Here is a 20943-nt window from a genome sequence, read left to right as displayed (position 1 = left end):
TGCATATTACTTCTTTTTTTACTTTTACTTTAGCAACAAAGTAGAGCGGGAGTTTGTATGTATCAAGTGACAGTGATGCTTAAGGACTGAATAGAGAAATCAATCATATGAATCCCGCTCCAATATGGACGCGGGATTTTTTTATATAATACATTAGAACAATGAAAAAGATAGCAATTCAAGGAACACTCGGCTCATATCATGATATCGCCGCACACAAGTACTTCGAGGGAGAAGAAATAGAGTTAATCTGTTGTGCCAACTTCGAAGACGTGTTTACTTCGATACGAAAAGACAGCCAGGTTATCGGAATGCTAGCCATCGAGAATACGATTGCAGGAAGCTTGCTGCACAACAATGAGTTGCTGCGACAAAGCGGCACACAGATCATTGGTGAATACAAACTGCGTATCTCGCACAGCTTCGTCTGTCTCCCTGATGAGAGTTGGGAAGATCTGACTGAAGTCAACTCCCACCCTATCGCCCTGATGCAGTGTCGCGAATTTCTGAACCAACATCCACAGTTGAAAGTAGTGGAAGGTGAAGATACCGCCCGTAGCGCGGAAATCATCAAGAATGAAAACCTGAAAGGCCATGCCGCTATCTGCTCCAAAGCAGCAGCCGAACGTTATGGCATGAAAATCCTTCAGGAAGGCATTGAAACAAACAAACACAACTTCACCCGTTTTCTGGTAGTTGCCGATCCCTGGCAAGTGGACGAACTCCGCCAACATCATGTCAACGCAACCAACAAGGCAAGTATGGTATTCACTCTTCCGCACACGGAAGGCAGTCTGTCGCAGGTTTTGTCTATTCTATCGTTCTATAATATCAATCTGACAAAAATCCAATCGTTGCCAATCATCGGACGGGAATGGGAATACCAATTTTACGTAGATGTGGCTTTCAACGATTATCTAAGATACAAGCAATCTATTGCCGCAATCACTCCATTAACCAAAGAACTTAAATTATTAGGCGAATATGCAGAAGGAAAGTCAAACGTATAAAATCGCTCCTGCCGACAGATTGGCAAGTGTTAGCGAATACTACTTCTCAAAGAAACTTAAAGAGGTAGCACAGATGAATGCTGAAGGAAAAGATGTCATCAGCCTCGGTATCGGAAGCCCCGATATGCCTCCTTCAAGGGAAACCATCGAAACATTGTGCAACAATGCTCATGATCCTAACGGACACGGTTATCAACCGTATGTAGGTATCCCCGAACTGCGCAAAGGTTTCGCCAATTGGTATCAACGCTGGTACGGAGTGGAACTGAATCCGAATACGGAAATACAACCATTGATCGGTTCGAAAGAAGGAATCCTCCATGTTACGCTGGCATTTGTCAATCCGGGTGAGCAGGTGTTAGTCCCAAATCCGGGATACCCCACCTATACTTCTTTAAGTAAAATACTTGGCGCGGAAGTTATCAACTATGACCTGAAAGAAGAAGACGGTTGGATGCCCGACTTTGAGGCACTGGAAAAGATGGATCTTAGTCGTGTAAAACTGATGTGGACCAACTACCCGAATATGCCGACAGGAGCCAATGCTACTCCGGAAATCTATGAGCGTCTTGTTGATTTTGCCCGCCGAAAGAATATCGTGATTGTGAACGACAATCCGTACAGCTTTATCCTGAACGATAAGCCTATCAGTATTCTAAGTGTGCCGGGAGCCAAAGACTGTTGCATCGAGTTCAACTCTATGAGCAAGAGTCACAATATGCCCGGCTGGCGTATCGGTATGTTGGCATCGAACGCAGAATTCGTACAATGGATATTGAAAGTGAAAAGTAATATCGACAGCGGTATGTTCCGTGCCATGCAACTGGCTGCAGCAACTGCTCTTGAAGCAGAAGCAGACTGGTATGAAGGCAATAACGAAAACTATCGCAACCGTCGTCACCTCGCCGGTGAAATTATGAAAACATTGGGATGCACCTACGACGAAAAACAAGTAGGAATGTTCCTTTGGGGAAAGATTCCCGCTTCCTGCAAGGATGTAGAGGAACTGACGGAAAAGGTATTGCATGAAGCAAGAGTGTTTATCACTCCGGGATTTATTTTCGGCAGTAACGGAGCAAGATATATTCGTATCTCTCTTTGTTGTAAAGACAATAAACTGGCGGAAGCACTGGAAAGAATAAAAAGAATATAGGTTTCTGTTGTTCTCTCTTCAAAGAAAAAGAGAAGAAAACAGCAGCATAATGAGACAGAATAATTTCAACGAAAACAAGTTATTAAAAGAATAAAAACAAATAAGAATATGGAACTCGAATCAATTTTATTACCGGGCATTGAAGCTAAAAGACCGATTGTCATTGCCGGCCCTTGTAGCGCAGAAACTGAAGAACAAGTAATGGATACAGCCAAACAACTGGCTGCAAAAGGACAGAAAATATATCGTGCCGGCATTTGGAAACCACGTACCAAACCGGGAGGTTTCGAAGGTATCGGCGTAGAAGGTCTTGCCTGGTTGAAAGAGGTAAAGAAAGAAACAGGAATGTATGTTTCTACGGAAGTAGCAACAGCCAAACATGTTTACGAATGTCTGAAAGCGGGTATCGATATTCTTTGGGTAGGTGCACGTACCACTGCCAATCCTTTCGCCGTACAGGAAATCGCTGATGCGCTGAAAGGTGTTGATATCCCCGTATTGGTTAAGAACCCGGTGAACCCGGATCTCGAATTATGGATCGGAGCACTGGAACGTATCAACAACGCTGGTTTGAAACGTCTGGGTGCTATCCATCGTGGTTTCAGCAGCTATGACAAGAAAATCTACCGTAATCTTCCCCAATGGCATATTCCTATCGAACTGCGCCGCCGTATCCCTAATCTTCCGATTTTCTGTGATCCGAGCCATATCGGTGGAAAACGTGAATTAGTAGCTCCGCTTTGCCAACAGGCGATGGACTTGAACTTCGACGGTCTGATCGTAGAAAGCCACTGTAACCCTGACTGCGCTTGGAGCGATGCTTCCCAACAAGTTACTCCGGACGTACTCGACTATATCCTCAATCTGCTGGTGATCCGTACTGAAACGCAATCTACCGAAAGTCTGGCACAACTCCGTAAACAAATTGACGAATGTGACGACAATATCATTCAGGAACTATCAAAAAGAATGCGCGTAGCCCGCGAAATCGGTACTTACAAAAAAGAGCATGGAATCACCGTTCTTCAAGCCGGACGTTACAATGAAATCTTGGAAAAACGTGGCGCGCAGGGCGAACAGTGTGGTATGGACAGCGAGTTTATGAAGAAAATTTTCGAAGCCATCCACGAAGAATCGGTTCGTCAACAGATGGAAATTATTAATAAATAAAAAGCAGCCTCTCCACTAACCCTCTTCCAAAGAAAGGAAAGAAAGTAACCTCCTGTTCATATTGATAAGAGTAACTTTCAGTCTGTTCTCCTTGGGAGAGGGCTAGGGAAAGTTTTTTTAAATAAACATTATGAGAATATTAATCCTTGGAGCCGGAAAAATGGGCTCTTTCTTTACTGATATATTAAGCTTTCAACATGAAACGGCCGTGTTTGACGTCAACCCGCACCAGTTGCGTTTTGTCTATAACACGTATCGTTTCACCACATTGGAGGAGATTAAGGACTTTGAACCGGAACTGGTTATTAATGCCGTTACAGTGAAGTACACGCTGGATGCCTTTCATAAAGTATTGCCTGTGTTACCGAAAGACTGTATCATTAGTGACATTGCCTCTGTAAAAACAGGACTGAAGAAGTTTTATGAAGAAAGCGGTTTCCGTTATGTCTCCAGCCACCCGATGTTTGGCCCTACTTTTGCTAGTCTTAGTAATCTAAGCAGCGAGAATGCCATCATCATCAGTGAAGGCGACCACCTGGGAAAAATATTCTTCAAAGACCTCTATCAGACATTGCGTTTGAACATCTTCGAATATACGTTCGACGAACACGACGAAACAGTAGCCTACTCGCTTTCTATTCCGTTCGTATCGACTTTTGTATTTGCTGCCGTAATGAAACATCAGGAAGCTCCGGGAACTACGTTCAAAAAGCACATGGCAATTGCCAAAGGCCTATTAAGCGAAGACGACTACCTGCTTCAGGAAATTCTATTCAACCCACGCACTCCGGGACAGGTAGCCAATATCCGCACGGAGTTGAAGAATCTTCTCGAAATTATCGAGAACAAAGATGCGGAAGGAATGAAAAAGTATCTGACTAAGATTCGGGAGAAGATTAAATAATCCATTATATAGAGAGGGATCAGGGGAAATAATAATCTTCCGTGTGCCTCTCCGGTTACAGAACCATCCCTTATATAGGCAAGATTTAACGATCCTCTGCATACTTTTTTGTTTGCAGGGGATTTTTTTATGTGTACCTTTGTATTCGCAAAAACGGATTCACAGGAGAAAGAATGATAGATCAAATTACCATAGACCGGATATTGGACGCGGCACAAATTATGGATGTCGTTTCAGATTTTGTCACCCTGCGCAAACGTGGTGTCAATTACGTCGGTTTGTGTCCGTTCCATAGTGATAAAACCCCTTCTTTTTATGTCTCTCCCGCCAAGGGATTATGCAAATGTTTTGCTTGTGGAAAAGGTGGAAACGCAGTGCATTTCATTATGGAGCACGAGCAGATGTCATATCCGGAAGCGCTGAAGTACCTTGCCAAGAAATACAATATTGAAATCAAGGAGCGGGAATTAAGCGATGAAGAGAAGTTTGTGCAAAGCGAACGTGAAAGTCTGTTTATCGTCAATAACTTTGCGCGCGATTATTTCCAAAACATACTAAAAAATCATATAGACGGGCGTAGCATCGGTATGGCTTATTTCCGCAACCGTGGTTTTCGCGATGACATTATTGAGAAATTCCAACTAGGCTACTGTACTGAAAGTCACGATGCATTCGCCAAAGAGGCAATCCAAAAAGGATATAAAAAAGAGTATCTGGTAAAAACCGGACTTTGCTACGAAACGGACGACCACCGATTGCGAGATCGTTTTTGGGGACGTGTAATTTTCCCTGTCCATACGCTTTCCGGTAAAGTGGTGGCTTTTGGCGGACGTGTACTTGCCAGTGCAACGAAAGGGGTTAAAGTAAAATACGTCAATTCACCCGAATCGGAAATCTATCATAAAAGTAACGAATTATACGGTATATATTTTGCCAAACAGGCTATTGTAAAACAAGACCGTTGCTTTTTGGTTGAAGGCTACACGGACGTAATCTCCATGCATCAATCCGGCATAGAGAATGTGGTTGCTTCCTCGGGAACAGCCCTTACACCGGGACAAATCCGTATGATTCACCGGTTCACCAACAACATGACTGTGCTTTACGACGGCGACGCAGCAGGTATCAAGGCTTCTATCCGGGGAATTGACATGTTATTGGAGGAAGGTATGAATATCAAAGTCTGTCTTCTTCCCGATGGGGACGACCCGGACTCTTTTGCCCACAAGCACAACTCAACGGAATTTCAGACTTTTATCTCGGAACATGAAACGGACTTTATCCGCTTCAAAACGAACTTGCTACTGGAGGATGCAGGAAAAGATCCCATCAAGCGTGCGGAACTGATTGGTAATCTGGTGCAAAGTATTTCTGTCATCCCTGAAGCAATTGTCAGAGACGTCTATATCAAAGAATGCGCGCAGCTACTTCATGTAGAAGATAAGCTGCTAGTATCAGAAGTTGCCAAAAGACGGGAAACTCAAGCAGAGAAACGGGCTGAACAGACGGAACGGGAACGCCGGATGGCTGAAAGAACAGCTACAATGTCTCAAGGGACACCGCCTGAAAATGCTCCGATGCCCAACGGAGATATTCCGTTGCCCCCTGAAATAGATAACGGATATACAGAGGTTCCTCCCGCTCTGCAGGAAGACAACTATGCATCTTTTATCCCCCAGGAAGGAAAGGAAGGACAAGAATTCTACAAATTCGAACGGCTGATATTACAGGCAGTAGTTCGTTATGGAGAAAAAATCATGTGTAACCTGACTGATGAAGAAGGAAACGAGATTCCGGTAACCGTTATAGAATATGTGATTAATGATTTAAAAGAAGATGAGTTAGCTTTTCATAATCCGTTGCACCGCCAAATGTTATCGGAAGCTGCTGCACACATGCATGATTCCAATTTCATTGCTGAACGTTATTTTCTGGCACATCCTGATCCGGTAATCAGTAAATTGAGTGTGGATTTGATTAATGTGCGGTATCAGCTTAGTAAATACCACTCCAAATCCCAAAAGATCGTAACAGATGAAGAGCGTCTCTATGAAATGGTTCCGATGTTAATGATTAACTTCAAATATGCAATTGTAACAGAGGAATTGAAGCACATGCTTTATGCCCTGCAAGATCCTGCTCTCGCCCATGATAATGAAAAATGTGACTCGCTTATGAAACGATTTAATGAGTTGAAGACCGTACAAAGCATCATGGCAAAACGATTGGGTGACAGGGTTGTTCTGCGATGATTCCTCATCGGTGCGGAGAGATGTCTTCATCGGTGCAGCCCCCTCTTCATCGGTACCGAAGCCTGCCTTCCCCGATACCGAAACCCAATAGCGTTTCTTACCAGATTCTCTCTACAAAGTCCCGTGTTGAATTAGATTCATAAACTCTTCACGAGTTTTTGCCTGATTGAAAGCCCCGGTAAAATCCGAAGTAGTAGTAATAGAGTTTTGTTTTTCTACACCACGCATCTGCATACACATGTGTTTGGCTTCCACTACCACCATTACACCCAATGGATTCAGTGTTTCCTGAATACACTCTTTGATTTGCAGTGTCATGCGTTCCTGCACTTGCAGGCGATGAGAGAATATATCGACTACACGGGCTATCTTGCTCAACCCGGTGATATAGCCGTTAGGAATATAAGCCACGTGTGCCTTCCCGTAGAACGGCAACATGTGATGTTCGCAAAGGGAGAAGAAATCGATATCTTTCACAATCACCATCTGACTGTATTCTTCCTGGAATTTAGCAGAGCGAAGCACTTCATGAGGATCCATGTGATACCCTTTCGTCAAGCTTAACATTGCTTTAGCCACCCGTTCCGGAGTTTTCAGCAACCCTTCCCGTTCGGCATCTTCACCCAACAAAGTTATAATACTACGATAATGACTCTTCAACTCCTCCAGATTCGGAGAAATAATTTCTTCTTTTTCTAACATGATACGATTATAAAGGAATATTGATCTGGTCTCTTACAATAGAAACCTCTTTGAACACACCGGTAGACTTCAACCGACGCATCATTGCGTCCGCCTCTTCAATGCTCCGGAAATCACCTACACGACAAAGCCAACGAGGTGGATTGAACGAAGTATATACTGTCAATTCAGGGAAATACTCTTTAACGCGTGATGCTACATGATAAGCATCATTCTTAGCCTGACGAGTATTATTACCGGCATACGCCTGTATTCTGAATCCGGAAGTCTTTATTACTTTCTGTTCACCTGTTGCAGGACGTTCCATCCCTATCAGAGCCTCAATACGGGGATCTTGATGAATAGTCACCTTTCCTTGTCCCGGAACGTTACGTTCCAGACTTTTGACAATGCCCTGTGCCTGTACACCGACAACTGCCAATACCAACAACAAAGTAAGTAAAGCTAGTTTTCTCATTCTATAAATAATATTTAGGCACGGATTACGCGGGTTACACAGTTTTCGAAATCTCTTGGACTAAACTATACCGTGTAATCCGTGAAATCCGTGCCTGAAAGAAGTTTTAATTATGCGTTAAAAGCATCAATGATACCTTTGAAATCAGATACTTTCAGAGCAGCACCACCAATCAAACCACCATCAACGTCCGGGTTAGCGAACAGTTCTTTAGCGTTAGAAGGTTTGCAGCTACCACCGTAAAGGATAGAAGTATTGTCTGCGATTTCTTTGCCATACTTGTCAGCTACGATAGAACGGATGAAGGCATGGATTTCCTGTGCTTGTTCAGGAGAAGCAGTTTTACCTGTACCGATAGCCCAAACCGGTTCGTAAGCCAATACAATCTTAGAGAAGTCTTCAGCCGACAGAGAGAATACAGATTCCATTTGTGCAGCTACCACTTCGTTTTGCTTGTTAGCTTCGCGTTCTTCCAACACTTCACCGATACAGAAAATCGGAGTCAGACCGTTAGCCAAAGCCAATTTTACTTTTTCTTCAAGGATAGCAACTGTTTCACCGTAGTATGCACGACGTTCAGAGTGTCCCAGAATTACATATTTTGCACCAGTAGAAGCAACCATTTCAGCAGAAACTTCACCTGTATAAGCACCTGATGCTTTGTCTGCACAGTTTTCAGCACCTACACCAATCTTAGCAGCGTCTACCAACGGAGTAACAGAAGCCAGGTGGATGAACGGAGTACAGATGATTACATCACAGTTAGGCTTTTCGTTAGCCAATGCTTCGTTCAGTTCTTTAGCCAAAGCGATACCCTCTTGAAGGGTTTTGTTCATTTTCCAGTTTCCTGCAACAATGTTCTTTCTCATTTTGTTTTTTTATTTTAAAGGGTTAATAAATTTACGATCGGACGATTGACGATTGCACGATTCAGGTTAGTGTTCGTTACAGAGGGTCGCTCGTTATCATTTTTTCTTATTCTTGTTCTTCTATTCCTTGATTCTTTGTTTCCGGTTCTTTGCTTTTTATCTCTTCTTCTTGTTGCTTCCGCTTCGCGGTTTTCCGTTCCCGGCGGCGAACGACCAACACATCCACCCCAAGCACTAACAACAACGGAATAACAAACCACAGAAAAACATATCCTACCGTATGAGCGTCACTGCTCACTTTCTGCTTTCCTAGCGGCAGATTCTCCAGCTTGTCCGTCAGTACGTATTCATCCGGTATATCCTCATCGCTCCATTTATTCAGAATGGTTCCGTTCTTAATCAACATCAACCCCGGGTTAGAGCGAACCATCGTCTTCAAAGTAATATCATCCATTTGGCAGAAAGGATATTCGGCTCCTGTTTTGTCCTTCCACAGTTCTATCTGTTCCTCCGGTGAAGAAGTGAGGCAATAAAATTTGTAGCCATGCTCCACCGAATAGTCATATATCTCATTAATCAAATCAATGTTACTATCATCCGCCTCTTCAATGCGATGAGCAACCAATAGGAAAGTATATCCTATATCTGTCAATACATCGTCTGTTATATCTTCCCCCGTATTCAGATCTATCATAGAAAAATCATGAATAGCCGGTTCATATCCTTTTTCCTTAAGGATGGTACGCGTATCGACAAATGTCCAGGTACTATCCGGATAGTTATCCAACGTAAATTCTTTCTGCTCTCCGTTCTTCTCCAGGATAAAGATGCTTTCATATACGCTTGGTTTGGCTCCTTCGGGCATTGTCATACCTTCCAGGATATTCTTTCCGATCTTGTAAGGGCGAAAGTCTAAAACAGGCAAACGGTCCAGGCAATAGAACGATAAAGTAAACACAAAAAACAGCGTATAGAGAGAAACCAGCCACTCCATCTTCACACTGATAAAACGAATCAGCATCCTCCTGTGACGGAAAGCCATTATTGCCGCAAACAGCAGAATGATATTCTTTCCAAATGTTTCCCAATTCGTCAATACCCAGGCATCACCAAAACAACCGCAGTCTGAAACCGGATCAAAGATGGCAAGATACAAGGTCAGTGGCGTCATGAAAATCATCAGCATCAAAGCCAATGAAGTAGCCAATGTTCTTCTTGTTGCAAAGAACAAAGAGATACCTATAAAAAACTCAACGGCGGATAAAACGATACCTCCCAATAAAGGGAAGAATGAAGGGAACCAGGAAGCCATTCCGAATGCAGTCAGATAATCCTGTATCTTATACTGGAAACCCAGCGGATCAACTGCCTTTACAAATCCGGAAAAGATGAACGATGCCGCCAAAAGAAAGCGACACATATTCGCCACTACCTCCTGAATGATATGTAAGTTCTTATCCTTCAAATTCTATCTTAATCAGTCCGAAAACAGAGTAATTAATCATATCCATATAATTGGCATCAATTCCTTCTGACACCAATGTATTGCCGGCCAGGCTCTCAATCTGCTTGGTACGGTAAATTTTCATCAGGATCAAGTCCGTGTAAGAGCTGACACGCATGCTCCGCCAAGCTTCATCATAATCATGATTCTTGGCAAGCATCAGTTCTAATGCCTCTTTTGCATACTTATCGTACAAAGCCATCGCTTCTTCATTGCTGATGTCGGCAGACTCGGCATACCCCAGTTCCAACTGGATAAGTCCGATGATGCCATAATTGACAATCGCAATAAACTCGGCACGGATTCCCTCGTCAATCAGGGTTACTCCTTTGGTTTCAATACTACGAATCCGATTGGCTTTAATAAAAATCTGGTCAGTCACCGAAGCCGGACGCAGGATACGCCATGCAGGTCCGTAATCGTGCAGCTTCTTGGAAAATAAGTCACGGCACAAAGCGATGACATGTTCAAATTGTTGCTTGGTATCTTTCATCTTCTTCCAAATAGTGCGCAAAGGTAACAATAATTAAGTAAAAACAGAAAGAGGGCACTCTAAATTATATTAAAGTGCCCTCTTCTAAAGATATTGTATTACTGTTTTATAAGCTATATTTTTTATGAACAACGCAAAACCTGTCCGATACGCAAAGTAGTAGTCGGTTTGATACGGTTCAGTTTGCAAAGTGTACTGACTGATACGCCACGCAATTTAGCAATGCGGGACAATGTATCGCCACTCTTCACCTTGTGATAACGGATGGTACCGTCAGCCACTTGAGTATCATGAGAACCAGCACGCTTCACGCCTTTTGCTTTGCGGAACGTATAAGTATCGGCAACGATATCTTGTTTCGGAAAGTCGAACATATAAATCGGATTAATTGCAATCCCCAGGAAGCGGGTTTCGAAATGAAGATGCGAACCAGTAGAACGTCCGGTGTTACCACCCAAACCGATTACTTCTCCGGCTTTCACTAATTGGTTTTCTTCAACCAATTGTTTTGATAAATGGCCATACACAGTTTCCAATCCATTATCATGACGGATAACGACATATTTTCCATATCCTCTACGCTCATATTTTACGATACGTACTTTACCGTCAAAAGCAGCTACGATAGTATCACCTATATTCACTTTCAAGTCCAACCCATTATGCATTCTTCTCCAACGAGGACCGAAAGGCGAAGTAATTTTTGTACTTGGAGTTGGCATATGGAAACCTGTCAGGTCGATTGTATACGTATCAGGGATAATAGCATTTCCGTAAGCATGCACATACTGGTTGTTCCAGTTTGGATAAAGACTTAGGGCGGGATATTCGGACTGTTCGGCACGGATTTGCTTCTGCAAGGCCAAAGAGTCTACTGATTTTAATTTCTTGTCTATCGGTGCTTGGCGGGCAATCAGGTCTTGTGAGAAAGAGCTCAGACTGACCATAGCCGCAACAGCGACCAATCCTGTTTTAATAATGCTAAAATTCATTCCTTCTTTGTCAATTCAATTAATATTCGTCGTTTGCGTACAGGTAATCGAATGTAGCCTGCTTGTAATCGAATATTTCTTCCGGTTTAAAAAATCTCGTTAATTCAATAGCTGCAGTCTCCGGAGAATCGGATGTATGAACGATATTCTCTTGAAAGCTCATACTGTAATCCCCGCGAATGGTGCCTGGGGCAGCTAAACGTCCATTAGTCGGTCCCGCCAACGTACGGACTGTTTGAATAGCATCCACACCTTCGAAACAACAAACAATGACAGGAGTTGTCATCATCGAATCTTTCACACGCTGAAAGAAAGGTTTGCCGCTAAGGTGGGCATAATGTTCGCTTAACAATTCATCAGTCAGTTGCATCATCTTCATGCCGGCCAACCGTAATCCTTTACGTTCAAAGAGATGAGTAATCTCACCAACCAATCCCCGTTGAAGGGTACATGGTTTTAAAATGACCAGCGTTTTTTCAAGCATAATACTCGACTTTGCAAATGGTTAAACAATACATTTACTAAAAAAATTCCCCCAAAGGTAGTATTTTCCTATGAAAAGGCAAGAGAGTTATTAACTATTTTTCAGATGCTTAGTACAAAAAGAGGGAGCAATTGAGCCGTTAAACTCCTATAAATAGGGAGAATAGGGACAAAATATGTTTTGCAACACATTTACGCAAATAAACTGCATGTTTAACCGTTTTTCAACTTATGGCAGCCCAGTTAACATTCGTTTTCCGCAAGGCTTTAAGCTGCCGCCACAAGATTTCATTCTCGGGATTCTGTGCCGCAGGGTCTTGTTCCACAATACTTTCAGCTATGGCACGCACGTATTGCAACAGTTGCCCGTCGCGTACAATATCCGCAATCTTCAAATCGAAAGCGATGCCGCTTTGCTGCGTACCTTCAAGATCACCGGGGCCACGCAATTTCAAATCGGCCTCGGCTATTTCGAAACCATCATTAGTGCGTACCATGATTTCCAATCGTTTCCGGGTGTCCTCCGTCAACTTATAATTCGTCACCAGAATACAATAAGACTGTTCCGCTCCACGTCCTACCCGGCCACGCAACTGATGCAACTGCGAAAGCCCGAAACGTTCTGCATTTTCAATAATCATCACCGAAGCATTCGGGACGTTCACTCCGACTTCAATGACGGTAGTAGCCACCATGATCTGCGCTTTGCCCGAAACAAAAAGCTGCATTTGCTCATCCTTCTCGGCTGGTTTCATTTTGCCATGCACTTTACAAACCGTACATTTGGGAAACTCTTCCAGAACATGTTGATATCCTTCTTCAAGGTTCTTCAAATCAATCTTTTCGCTTTCTTTAATCAGCGGATAGACAATGTAGACCTGACGTCCTTCTTCAATTTGTTTGCGCACCGAACGGTACATACTTTCCCGACGGTTATCAAATTGGTGAATGGTAGTAATCGGTTTCCTTCCGGGTGGAAGCTCGTCGATAACAGACACGTCCAAATCACCATACAATGTCATTGCCAAAGTGCGTGGGATCGGGGTAGCAGTCATCACGAGCACATGTGGAGGTTGAACATTCTTACTCCAAAGGCGGGCGCGTTGTGCCACGCCAAAGCGATGCTGTTCGTCGATAACAACGAAACCTAAAGAAGAGAAATTGACAGTATCTTCAATAACGGCATGCGTTCCTATTAATATCTTCACATCTCCGGTCAGCAATCCGGTCAGAATCGCTTCCCGCCTTTTGCCTTTAATAGAGCCTGTCAGCAGTTCGACACGGATATCCATGCCAAAGAGCAGTTCTTTGATCGTTTCATAATGCTGGTTCGCCAAGATTTCGGTGGGTGCCATCATGCAAGCCTGATAACCGTTATCCAACGCCAACAACATACTCATCAAAGCAACCAGTGTTTTCCCGCTTCCTACATCTCCCTGCAAAAGGCGGTTCATCTGCCTGCCACTGCCGACATCGTTCCGTATTTCCTTCAATACCCGCTTCTGTGCACCTGTCAGTTGAAAAGGAAGATTCTTTGTATAAAATGTATTGAACACCTCTCCCACTTTCTCAAAGATATATCCACGATATCTTTTTTGTCTGTCTTTAGCGTAGCGGAGGATATTCAGTTGAACATAAAACAGTTCTTCAAACTTAAGGCGATATTGCGCCCTGCGAAGCACATCGGGATTGGTCGGGAAGTGGATATTCCGGAGAGCTTCCGTCAAAGGCATCAGATGATGTTCCGCCAGCAATTTGGAAGAAAGTGTTTCAGGCAGAGGCTCCTGTATTTGTTGAATCACCGTTGCCATCATCTTCTCAATCGCGTGAGAGTTGAGGAAACTGCGCTTCATCTTCTCTGTCGTATTATAATAAGGTTGCAATCCCACCGAAGAAAGTTTCAAATCTTCCGGCTTGTCTACATCGGGATGCGCCACATTGATACGTCCGTTGAAAACTGTCGGTTTACCGAAGATGATATATTCCTCGTGCAGTTTATACTTACCTAAGATATACTTAATGCCTTGAAACCACACCAGATCCACGACTCCCGTACCATCCGAAAAGTGCGCCGTCAAACGACGTTGACGTCCTTCGCCAATGGTTTCGAAACCGAGAATTTCTCCTTTCAACTGGATATACGGCATATTGCCATCTATTTCGTGAATGTAATAGATGCGGCTCCGGTCAATATATTTATAAGGGAAATAATAAATTAAATCGTGCAAGGAGTAGATTTCCAACTCCTTATTTAATACAGCGGCTTTTTGAGGGCCTACACCGGAGATAAATTTTATGTCGCGTGTGGCTAAATCGAACATTTATAAAAGAGCACTCCCTACTTTTAAATCGAAAGGAGTCGTTATTTTTATATTTTCACGGTTACCTTCCGCCAGATACACAGGTATTCCCATTGCTTCGACAACGGAAGCGTCATCTGTAAAGAAGGGAGTAAATTCTTGTGCATAGGCTTGTTTCAACAACTCTACATCGAAAACCTGCGGTGTTTGCACCAGCTTGTAATCATTCCGGCTGACCGTTTCACTTCCGGCATCTGTCAGATGGCGAAGTGTCTCTACCACATCCACCACAGGAATCACTGCTTTCTGCACTTTTGCCAAGTCATAACAACGGCGAATCACTTCTACCGACACAAACGGACGTACTCCATCATGCACCCCTACCAGTCCCGGCTCCTGCACCAGTGCCAGACCGTTCTTTACAGAGTGAAAACGTGTTTCGCCTCCATCGGCAAGGGTATGTTCCACCGCAAAGCTGTGTTTTTGGCAAAATTGCTTCCAAAAGTCCTGCTGTTCCCGTGGAAGCACTACTATGATTTGAAGTGTTTCGTCATATCTCCTGAATACTTCCAGGGTATGCATCAACACAGGTTTATCACCCATGGGAAGGAATTGTTTCGGGAGGTCACTTCCCATTCGCAAGCCCTTTCCACCGGCGACAATGATTACATATTTCTTCATGGACGGTTTAGCGTTTAACACACATCGCTTCTACCAGTTCGTCTACTTTTTCTTTACCTACCAACAGGTCAACGATTGTCAAAGCAAATTCCATGGCAGCACCCGGTCCCGTACCGGTAATGATGTTTCCATCACGTACGACAGGTTCATTTACACATTCTGCACCATCCAGATATTGTTCAAAACTCGGATAACAGGTAGCCTTCTTTCCTTTCAGCAGTCCCAGCTTACCCAACACCATCGGAGCAGCACAAATGGCCGCAATAGGTTTACCTTTTGCGGCAAAATCAAGAATCAATTTACGCAATCCTTCGTGCTTGTCAAGTGTGGCAGCTCCCGGCATTCCTCCCGGCAACAGCAGCAGTTCTGCATCGAAGAAATCGCAATTCTCGAAGTTGATATCGCAAAGGACGGATACGTCATGTGCTCCCACTACAATTTCATCCGGTGTAACGGATACGATTTCTACATTAAGTCCGGCACGTCTCAACGTGTCAATAGCAGTAAAGGCTTCAATTTCTTCAAAACCATCTGCAAAAAAAGCGTATACAGTTCCCATAATCCTTTATATATTTGGTTAATGATACTATCTCAAGTTAAAATAATAGGTGATTGTCCCTGTCTGGTTATTCACCCCATCTATCGTATTAAAACGGGCTTTCTTCGCTGCATCCTCCGCCGCCTTACGCAAAGCGGAATTTACCGTATTCGTTTGAGGGCTAATACTGGTCGATATCACTTGCCCTGCAGGATTCACGGTGATATTCACCACTACACGTCCTTCTTCCTGCACATTATATACAGGCTTCGGCAAACTGCCCGTACCTAAAGAACGTCCGCCAAGGTCAAATGTTCCGTAACCTCCGGTTCCGGTCTTCGCTCCGGTAGAAGAATTTCCCTCCTTGCTACCTTCGGTTCCCGTGCCACTAGCCGCAGTTCCTTTATTTCCTGTCATTTGCGCTCCCTTTCCAAACGCACCGGACACCCTCTTTCTGGCAGCTTCTTCGGCAGCCTTACGTTCACGTTCCGCTTTTTCTTCTGCCAGCCGTTTCGCTTCCGCAGCTTTTTCGGCTTCCGTTTTTTCGGGCTTCTTCACCGGTTCTTTCGGCTTGACCACCTCTTTAGGTTTCACCGTTTCTTTTTTCGGTTCTTCCGTCTTAGGTTTCAGGGTTACTGTTTCCTCTTCAGTCTGCGTCAATAAATCCTGTTCCGAAGGAAGTTCCGGTGCTGTTTCCGCGGGTGCTGCCGCATCTTCATCCATGATATCCACGTCTACCAGAGAGGGATCATCGAAGCCACTCGCTGCGTCTACATTTCCCATCATTACAGGCACTCCGCCTGCATCTTCATCCGGTTGAGGGACAGTAAAGCTCACCAGAATCAAAAGAGCAATCACTGCCACATGCACCAACAGTGCACCCAGCGCTCCTATGTATTCACCCTTTTTTCTTCTGTCCATTGTTTCTTATTTATTTTCAGGCGGGCGTGTAGCCAACACCATCTTAAAATGATTCTCGTTTGCAATGTTCAATACCCTTACGATCTCACGGTAAGGTACCGATTCATCTGCATACAATGCCACGTACATTTCCGGCTCCTTCTCTGCGCAACTCTGCAAGAATGAAGTCAGATCGTTCAGCGCCACCGGCTGCTCTTTTTCATTGCCGAAAGCGGCATAGAAATTCAAGTCTTTATCGATAACCACTCTTGTCAGCGGTTTGGCCGAAGTCTGCTGCTTGCCTTGCGGCAACAGGACTTTGATAGCATTGGGCGACACCACCGTAGAGGTTATCATAAAGAATATCAGCAACAGGAAGATGACGTCCGTCATGGAAGCCATGCTGAAATTGGGCGATACTCTATTTCTTCTTTTTAATCCCATCAGCCTATTATTTTGCCGGCTCGTTCAACAAGTCCATGAACTCCATTGTACGAGACTCCATTTTATTTACCACACGGTCTACCAGCATCACCAGATAATTGTAGGCAAACATAGCAATGATACCGACAATCAGACCACCGACCGTAGTAATCATAGCTTCATAGATACCACCAGAAAGCAAAGTGATATCAATGTTTCCGCTTCCGGCATTCGCCATTTCGTAGAATGCACGTACCATACCGGTCACCGTACCGAGGAATCCGAGCATCGGAGCACCTCCGGAAATAGTTGCCATTACAGTCAATCCTTTTTCCAGCTTTGCCACTTCAATATTACCTACATTCTCAATAGCTACCTGTACATCGTTAATAGGACGTCCTAAACGGCTGATCCCTTTTTCTATCATACGTGCCGAAGGGGTGTTTATCGTACGGCAATAGTTAATAGCCGCTTTGATCTCACCGCTATGAATATAGTCTTTAATCCGCTCCATAAACATCGGGTCTTCTTTTCCTGCCTTGCGAATCATGTAGTTACGTTCAAACAGGATATAAAAACAGACAACCGACAATACACCCAGCACAATCATAATCCATCCACCCTTGATAGCCATATCAAGCATGTTCATTTCAGGAGCGTTCACCTCCGTCAATACGGGGTTGGCAGTAGCCAGCGAGTCGGCCATATTCATAGCCCCTTGGGCTAACAAGATCATTTCATTCATGAGCGTAGACAGTTTTTATATTCCTGAATGGTACGTTCGAGTCCCAGATACAACGCATCGCTAATCAACGCATGTCCGATGGAAACTTCATCCACCCAAGGAATGTTTTTATAGAAATAATTTAAATTAACCAGACTCAAGTCGTGTCCGGCGTTCAATCCGATACCCAGTTTACGGGCAGTCTTCGCGGCTTCGATAAAAGGAGCGATGGCAGCTTCCGGATTCTTCGGATAGTTCGTTGCGTATGGTTCGGTATACAGTTCGACACGATCCGCTCCCGCTTTTGCTGCATATTCCACCATTTCAGGATCGGCTGCCACAAAAACGGAAGTACGAATACCGGCGCTGTTAAACTGATCGAGCACTTCAGTCAGGAATTCCAGATTTGCTTTGGTGTCCCAACCGGAATTAGAAGTAATCTGTGAAGGATCGTCGGGAACCAGAGTTACCTGATGAGGTTTAACTTTCAGCACCAGGTCAATGAACTCCGGAGCAGGATAACCTTCGATATTAAATTCCGTGCGCAGCAAAGGGCGCAAATCATATACATCTGAACGACGAATGTGGCGTTCATCGGGACGAGGATGAACAGTGATACCGTCTGCACCAAAAGATTCACAATCAAGCGCTACCTTTACTACATCGGGGACATTTCCTCCGCGAGCATTCCTTAGCGTAGCAATCTTGTTTATGTTTACACTTAATTTAGTCATAGTTCTACGTTATATTTGCCGCAAAAATACAAATATTATTATTAGTTGCCTAATAATACGAAACGCATTATGGGTTCTTTTTTGGTTATTTAAAGTAGAAATCCAAGAAAAAATGCCAAATTTGCATCCTGAACTAATGATATTGCTTATGAAATTCGCCATTTTCGGAAATACTTATCAGGCTAAAAAGTCTTCTCATGCTGTCACCTTGTTTAAACTTTTAAAGAAACAGGGAGCAGAGATTGGTATGTGCAGGGAATTTTATCAATTCCTAGTTTCTGAAAATATGGATATTAAAGCAGATCAATTATTTGATGGTGATGATTTTACTGCCGATATGGTAATCAGCATCGGAGGCGACGGAACATTTCTGAAAGCTGCCCGCCGCGTAGGAAGAAAAGGGATTCCTATTTTGGGAATTAACACAGGACGTTTAGGATTTCTGGCAGATATTTCGCCGGAGGAAATGGAGGAAACATTTGATGAAATCCAAAACGGCAGATATAGTGTGGAGGAACGGAGCATACTTCAGTTGATCTGCAACGACAAACATCTCCAAGATTCTCCTTATGCCCTCAACGAAATAGCTATTCTCAAACGAGACAGCTCCTCAATGATTAGTATCCGGACAGCTATTAATGGCGCGTATCTGAATACTTATCAAGCTGACGGGTTAGTAATTGCCACTCCAACAGGTTCCACAGCCTACTCTTTGAGCGTAGGAGGCCCGATCATCGTCCCTCATTCCAACACTATTGCCATCACTCCGGTGGCTCCACATAGTCTCAACGTCCGCCCTATCGTTATTCGGGATGACTGGGAGATTACATTAGATGTAGAAAGCAGAAGTCACAACTTCCTCGTCGCCATCGACGGGAGGAGCGAAACTTGCAAAGAAACGACTCAACTAACCATCCGTCGGGCAGATTACAGCATAAAGGTAGTGAAACGTTTTAATCACATTTTTTTCGATACACTCCGCAGCAAGATGATGTGGGGAGCTGACGGAAGACGGTAAGCAGTTCACATTATGCAACCGTTATTCCTCATCACCCGATTCAACTATACGGTACTTAAAAATAGAACTTCTAAAAAAAGGGACATTCAAGTTGTTGGGAATGCAACAAATTGGGTATAGATTCCAACTAAAGAGAAAAAGGGCCGGGATTTACTATCTTCAGAAATTAGATTAACATGATTTCCCCTTATATTTACTCAATAAGATTAAAATTATACTGATTGCATTTACAAATCATTCTTTTATAGACAACAGTCCTTCATTTTATCAATTTCTCCTTATCTTTATTCGCATACAAACTAGAGAGAAAAACTGCTTCCAATCATTCCCATATGAGTTCCTCACCGAGAAAAGAGTTGTCCCTCACCGAAGAACTTATCCTTCCTCGGTGAGGGACATCTCGTTGATTTTAATCCAACGAAGGCTTCTACGATTAAAAAGCCGCATATTGTATGCAAATTCATGCTACATTCACCCTATTTTCTGTATATTATTGCAATTATTTATGCAGCTCTTTCCCCAGTTCATCCATAAAAGAACAGCTGTTACCCGAAGAAATATTAAAAACAGACCATCGGGTTAGTTAATATAGAAGAAAATTAAAATATCGGTAGAGAAAAATAATACTCCGATATTAATTTAATGTAAACGACTGCGAACCAATCAGGTTCCCGCCTTCAAAAATATCTACCCGGTAATTTCCGGCATATAGAAACTCTTCTACATCCCAAAACACATTGATATTCTGTTCTTCTCCGTTATACTCAATATACTTCTTAATTGAATAAACCAATGTACGGTTTTCATAAGGGAAAGTATTGGATGCACTCTTGGTCAGTACATCATTATCGGGTTTGGTAATACGTATATAGATGGTACGTTCACCGTTTTCAGCAGTTATATTCTTCACGACCGTGAAACTGATTGCCAATTTCACCACGTCTTTCACTTTCTTCGCCACTTTACCGCGTTTATTGCGTGGTTCGATACGAATATTAGTTGCATCGAGTTGTGCGGCTAACGTCACCTTCTTATCCAGATTTTTCTTTTCTTCGGAAAGGTTACTGATTTGTTGTGAAGCCTGATTATATTTTTGTGTTACTTCTGCAATGACCTGTTTCTGCTGTGCAGCCAGTTTATTTAGTGAATCAATCTGATTAATATAACCAACCATTACTTTACGTAAGGTAGCCAATTCTTTCTTTAAACGACGAATCTCTGTTGCATTCGAACTCTTCACAGTACGAAGTTCTTCTAATAGACGTTGGGTCTTTAACTGTTCCTGTTCTAACAATACTCCTAATGAGTCATTAGTAACCTTAAACTTCAATTCATCATATTCTTGCACAAAACGACTATATTCGTTTTCCAGATCTTCCTTATCCAATTGGAATTCCTGCACTAACTCCCGATTAGCTTTTTTTTCGGTAAACAATAAATAAGTAATACCAATAATAGCTATCACCAAGATAGCCACGGCCGCAATAAGAAGGCTTTTTTTACTCATAGTTTCAGTTGTGAATTGATAACGTGCGCAAAAGTAATCATTTCGCAACAGAAGTCAAGCAGAAAAGCAGAGAGTTTTTTGATAACCCTCTGCTAATCCATACAATTTTAACTTATTTGCTTGCTAACT

Annotated in this window: 21 protein-coding genes; 6 read left to right on the top strand and 15 right to left on the bottom strand. The window is 43.2% G+C overall.

The features are described 5' to 3' along the window. Positions 1-161: 161 nt before the first annotated feature. The 5 genes from INE92_RS23980 to dnaG all read left to right on the top strand — a co-directional run bounded on the left by INE92_RS23980 (position 162) and on the right by dnaG (position 6489). Positions 162-1010: a prephenate dehydratase gene (locus INE92_RS23980; protein WP_004315471.1), complete on the top strand. Its 849-nt coding sequence runs from the start codon at positions 162-164 to the stop codon at positions 1008-1010. Beyond that, positions 985-2163 carry a pyridoxal phosphate-dependent aminotransferase gene (locus INE92_RS23975; RefSeq protein ID WP_004307853.1) on the top strand — a complete coding sequence of 393 codons (1179 nt, stop codon included), beginning with the start codon at positions 985-987 and terminating at the stop codon, positions 2161-2163. Before INE92_RS23980 ends, INE92_RS23975 begins: the two co-directional genes overlap by 26 nt. 108 nt (positions 2164-2271) lie before the next feature. Continuing rightward, positions 2272-3333, top strand: coding sequence for a bifunctional 3-deoxy-7-phosphoheptulonate synthase/chorismate mutase type II (locus INE92_RS23970; RefSeq protein WP_004307852.1), 1062 nt, complete (start codon positions 2272-2274; stop codon positions 3331-3333). 130 nt (positions 3334-3463) lie between these two features. After that, the gene (locus tag INE92_RS23965; RefSeq protein WP_004307851.1) at positions 3464-4237 is read left to right on the top strand and encodes a prephenate dehydrogenase; all 774 of its coding nucleotides are present in this window, start codon (positions 3464-3466) and stop codon (positions 4235-4237) included. A 173-nt stretch (positions 4238-4410) separates the two neighbouring features. Next, positions 4411-6489, top strand: a complete 2079-nt coding sequence (gene dnaG, locus INE92_RS23960; RefSeq protein ID WP_134992992.1) for a DNA primase — start codon at positions 4411-4413, stop codon at positions 6487-6489. A 111-nt stretch (positions 6490-6600) separates the two neighbouring features. On the opposite strand, the gene folE is transcribed toward dnaG, so the two are convergent. From folE to INE92_RS23890, 14 genes are all read right to left on the bottom strand, one after another. After that, on the bottom strand, positions 6601-7191 hold the full coding sequence (folE, locus tag INE92_RS23955; RefSeq protein WP_004307849.1) for a GTP cyclohydrolase I FolE: 591 nt from the start codon (positions 7189-7191) through the stop codon (positions 6601-6603). 7 nt (positions 7192-7198) lie between these two features. Beyond that, the gene (locus INE92_RS23950; protein ID WP_004307848.1) at positions 7199-7648 is read right to left on the bottom strand and encodes an SPOR domain-containing protein; all 450 of its coding nucleotides are present in this window, start codon (positions 7646-7648) and stop codon (positions 7199-7201) included. Positions 7649-7758: 110 nt separating this feature from the next. Continuing rightward, positions 7759-8517: a triose-phosphate isomerase gene (gene tpiA, locus INE92_RS23945; RefSeq protein ID WP_004307847.1), complete on the bottom strand. Its 759-nt coding sequence runs from the start codon at positions 8515-8517 to the stop codon at positions 7759-7761. Positions 8518-8623: 106 nt separating this feature from the next. Beyond that, on the bottom strand, positions 8624-9982 hold the full coding sequence (locus INE92_RS23940) for a BT_3928 family protein (protein ID WP_117810290.1): 1359 nt from the start codon (positions 9980-9982) through the stop codon (positions 8624-8626). Beyond that, entirely contained in the window at positions 9972-10514 is a 543-nt protein-coding gene (locus INE92_RS23935; protein WP_004307845.1) for a DUF1599 domain-containing protein, read from the bottom strand. Before INE92_RS23935 ends, INE92_RS23940 begins: the two co-directional genes overlap by 11 nt. Positions 10515-10636: 122 nt before the next feature. Beyond that, positions 10637-11506 (bottom strand): peptidoglycan DD-metalloendopeptidase family protein, encoded by an 870-nt coding sequence (locus INE92_RS23930; protein WP_004307844.1) that lies wholly within the window; start codon positions 11504-11506, stop codon positions 10637-10639. 19 nt (positions 11507-11525) lie between these two features. Beyond that, complete coding sequence (gene ndk / locus INE92_RS23925) at positions 11526-11990, bottom strand: nucleoside-diphosphate kinase (protein ID WP_004307843.1); 465 nt, start codon at positions 11988-11990, stop codon at positions 11526-11528. Positions 11991-12213: 223 nt separating this feature from the next. Further along, complete coding sequence (recG, locus tag INE92_RS23920) at positions 12214-14310, bottom strand: ATP-dependent DNA helicase RecG (RefSeq protein ID WP_195436649.1); 2097 nt, start codon at positions 14308-14310, stop codon at positions 12214-12216. Further along, positions 14311-14970 (bottom strand): 2-C-methyl-D-erythritol 4-phosphate cytidylyltransferase, encoded by a 660-nt coding sequence (locus INE92_RS23915; RefSeq protein ID WP_195436648.1) that lies wholly within the window; start codon positions 14968-14970, stop codon positions 14311-14313. It abuts the gene before it with no gap. Positions 14971-14977: 7 nt separating this feature from the next. Then, complete coding sequence (locus INE92_RS23910) at positions 14978-15529, bottom strand: DJ-1 family glyoxalase III (protein ID WP_195436647.1); 552 nt, start codon at positions 15527-15529, stop codon at positions 14978-14980. Positions 15530-15556: 27 nt separating this feature from the next. Next, a complete protein-coding gene (locus INE92_RS23905; protein ID WP_015532306.1) occupies positions 15557-16429 on the bottom strand; it encodes a cell envelope integrity protein TolA in 873 nt (290 codons plus the stop codon). A gap of 6 nt (positions 16430-16435) precedes the next feature. Beyond that, the gene (locus tag INE92_RS23900) at positions 16436-16852 is read right to left on the bottom strand and encodes an ExbD/TolR family protein (RefSeq protein ID WP_004305499.1); all 417 of its coding nucleotides are present in this window, start codon (positions 16850-16852) and stop codon (positions 16436-16438) included. 7 nt (positions 16853-16859) lie between these two features. Next, positions 16860-17576, bottom strand: a complete 717-nt coding sequence (locus INE92_RS23895; RefSeq protein ID WP_195436646.1) for a MotA/TolQ/ExbB proton channel family protein — start codon at positions 17574-17576, stop codon at positions 16860-16862. Next, complete coding sequence (locus INE92_RS23890; protein WP_004307837.1) at positions 17573-18289, bottom strand: pyridoxine 5'-phosphate synthase; 717 nt, start codon at positions 18287-18289, stop codon at positions 17573-17575. Before INE92_RS23890 ends, INE92_RS23895 begins: the two co-directional genes overlap by 4 nt. A gap of 148 nt (positions 18290-18437) precedes the next feature. On the opposite strand from INE92_RS23890, the gene INE92_RS23885 reads away from it, so the two are divergent. Beyond that, positions 18438-19307 (top strand): NAD kinase, encoded by an 870-nt coding sequence (locus tag INE92_RS23885; RefSeq protein ID WP_195436645.1) that lies wholly within the window; start codon positions 18438-18440, stop codon positions 19305-19307. A 634-nt stretch (positions 19308-19941) separates the two neighbouring features. Here INE92_RS23885 and INE92_RS23880 read toward each other — a convergent pair. Next, positions 19942-20814, bottom strand: a complete 873-nt coding sequence (locus INE92_RS23880) for a hypothetical protein (RefSeq protein ID WP_008776712.1) — start codon at positions 20812-20814, stop codon at positions 19942-19944. Positions 20815-20943: the final 129 nt, after the last annotated feature.

Source organism: Bacteroides xylanisolvens (assembly GCF_018289135.1).
GTDB classification, from domain to species: Bacteria; Bacteroidota; Bacteroidia; order Bacteroidales; family Bacteroidaceae; genus Bacteroides; species Bacteroides xylanisolvens.
This window is presented reverse-complemented; position numbering and strand designations above follow the sequence as displayed.

Coding starts and splice junctions, on each gene's coding strand:
- INE92_RS23880 (WP_008776712.1), bottom strand. CDS start 20,814: ATGAGTAAAAAAAGCCTTCTTATTGCGGCCGTGGCTATCTTGGTGATA.
- ndk (WP_004307843.1), bottom strand. CDS start 11,990: ATGCTTGAAAAAACGCTGGTCATTTTAAAACCATGTACCCTTCAACGG.
- INE92_RS23970 (WP_004307852.1), top strand. CDS start 2,272: ATGGAACTCGAATCAATTTTATTACCGGGCATTGAAGCTAAAAGACCG.
- INE92_RS23890 (WP_004307837.1), bottom strand. CDS start 18,289: ATGACTAAATTAAGTGTAAACATAAACAAGATTGCTACGCTAAGGAAT.
- INE92_RS23895 (WP_195436646.1), bottom strand. CDS start 17,576: ATGAATGAAATGATCTTGTTAGCCCAAGGGGCTATGAATATGGCCGAC.
- INE92_RS23935 (WP_004307845.1), bottom strand. CDS start 10,514: ATGAAAGATACCAAGCAACAATTTGAACATGTCATCGCTTTGTGCCGT.
- INE92_RS23965 (WP_004307851.1), top strand. CDS start 3,464: ATGAGAATATTAATCCTTGGAGCCGGAAAAATGGGCTCTTTCTTTACT.
- tpiA (WP_004307847.1), bottom strand. CDS start 8,517: ATGAGAAAGAACATTGTTGCAGGAAACTGGAAAATGAACAAAACCCTT.
- INE92_RS23900 (WP_004305499.1), bottom strand. CDS start 16,852: ATGGGATTAAAAAGAAGAAATAGAGTATCGCCCAATTTCAGCATGGCT.
- folE (WP_004307849.1), bottom strand. CDS start 7,191: ATGTTAGAAAAAGAAGAAATTATTTCTCCGAATCTGGAGGAGTTGAAG.
- INE92_RS23915 (WP_195436648.1), bottom strand. CDS start 14,970: ATGAAGAAATATGTAATCATTGTCGCCGGTGGAAAGGGCTTGCGAATG.
- INE92_RS23905 (WP_015532306.1), bottom strand. CDS start 16,429: ATGGACAGAAGAAAAAAGGGTGAATACATAGGAGCGCTGGGTGCACTG.
- INE92_RS23885 (WP_195436645.1), top strand. CDS start 18,438: ATGAAATTCGCCATTTTCGGAAATACTTATCAGGCTAAAAAGTCTTCT.
- INE92_RS23980 (WP_004315471.1), top strand. CDS start 162: ATGAAAAAGATAGCAATTCAAGGAACACTCGGCTCATATCATGATATC.
- INE92_RS23950 (WP_004307848.1), bottom strand. CDS start 7,648: ATGAGAAAACTAGCTTTACTTACTTTGTTGTTGGTATTGGCAGTTGTC.
- INE92_RS23910 (WP_195436647.1), bottom strand. CDS start 15,529: ATGGGAACTGTATACGCTTTTTTTGCAGATGGTTTTGAAGAAATTGAA.
- INE92_RS23975 (WP_004307853.1), top strand. CDS start 985: ATGCAGAAGGAAAGTCAAACGTATAAAATCGCTCCTGCCGACAGATTG.
- recG (WP_195436649.1), bottom strand. CDS start 14,310: ATGTTCGATTTAGCCACACGCGACATAAAATTTATCTCCGGTGTAGGC.
- INE92_RS23930 (WP_004307844.1), bottom strand. CDS start 11,506: ATGAATTTTAGCATTATTAAAACAGGATTGGTCGCTGTTGCGGCTATG.
- dnaG (WP_134992992.1), top strand. CDS start 4,411: ATGATAGATCAAATTACCATAGACCGGATATTGGACGCGGCACAAATT.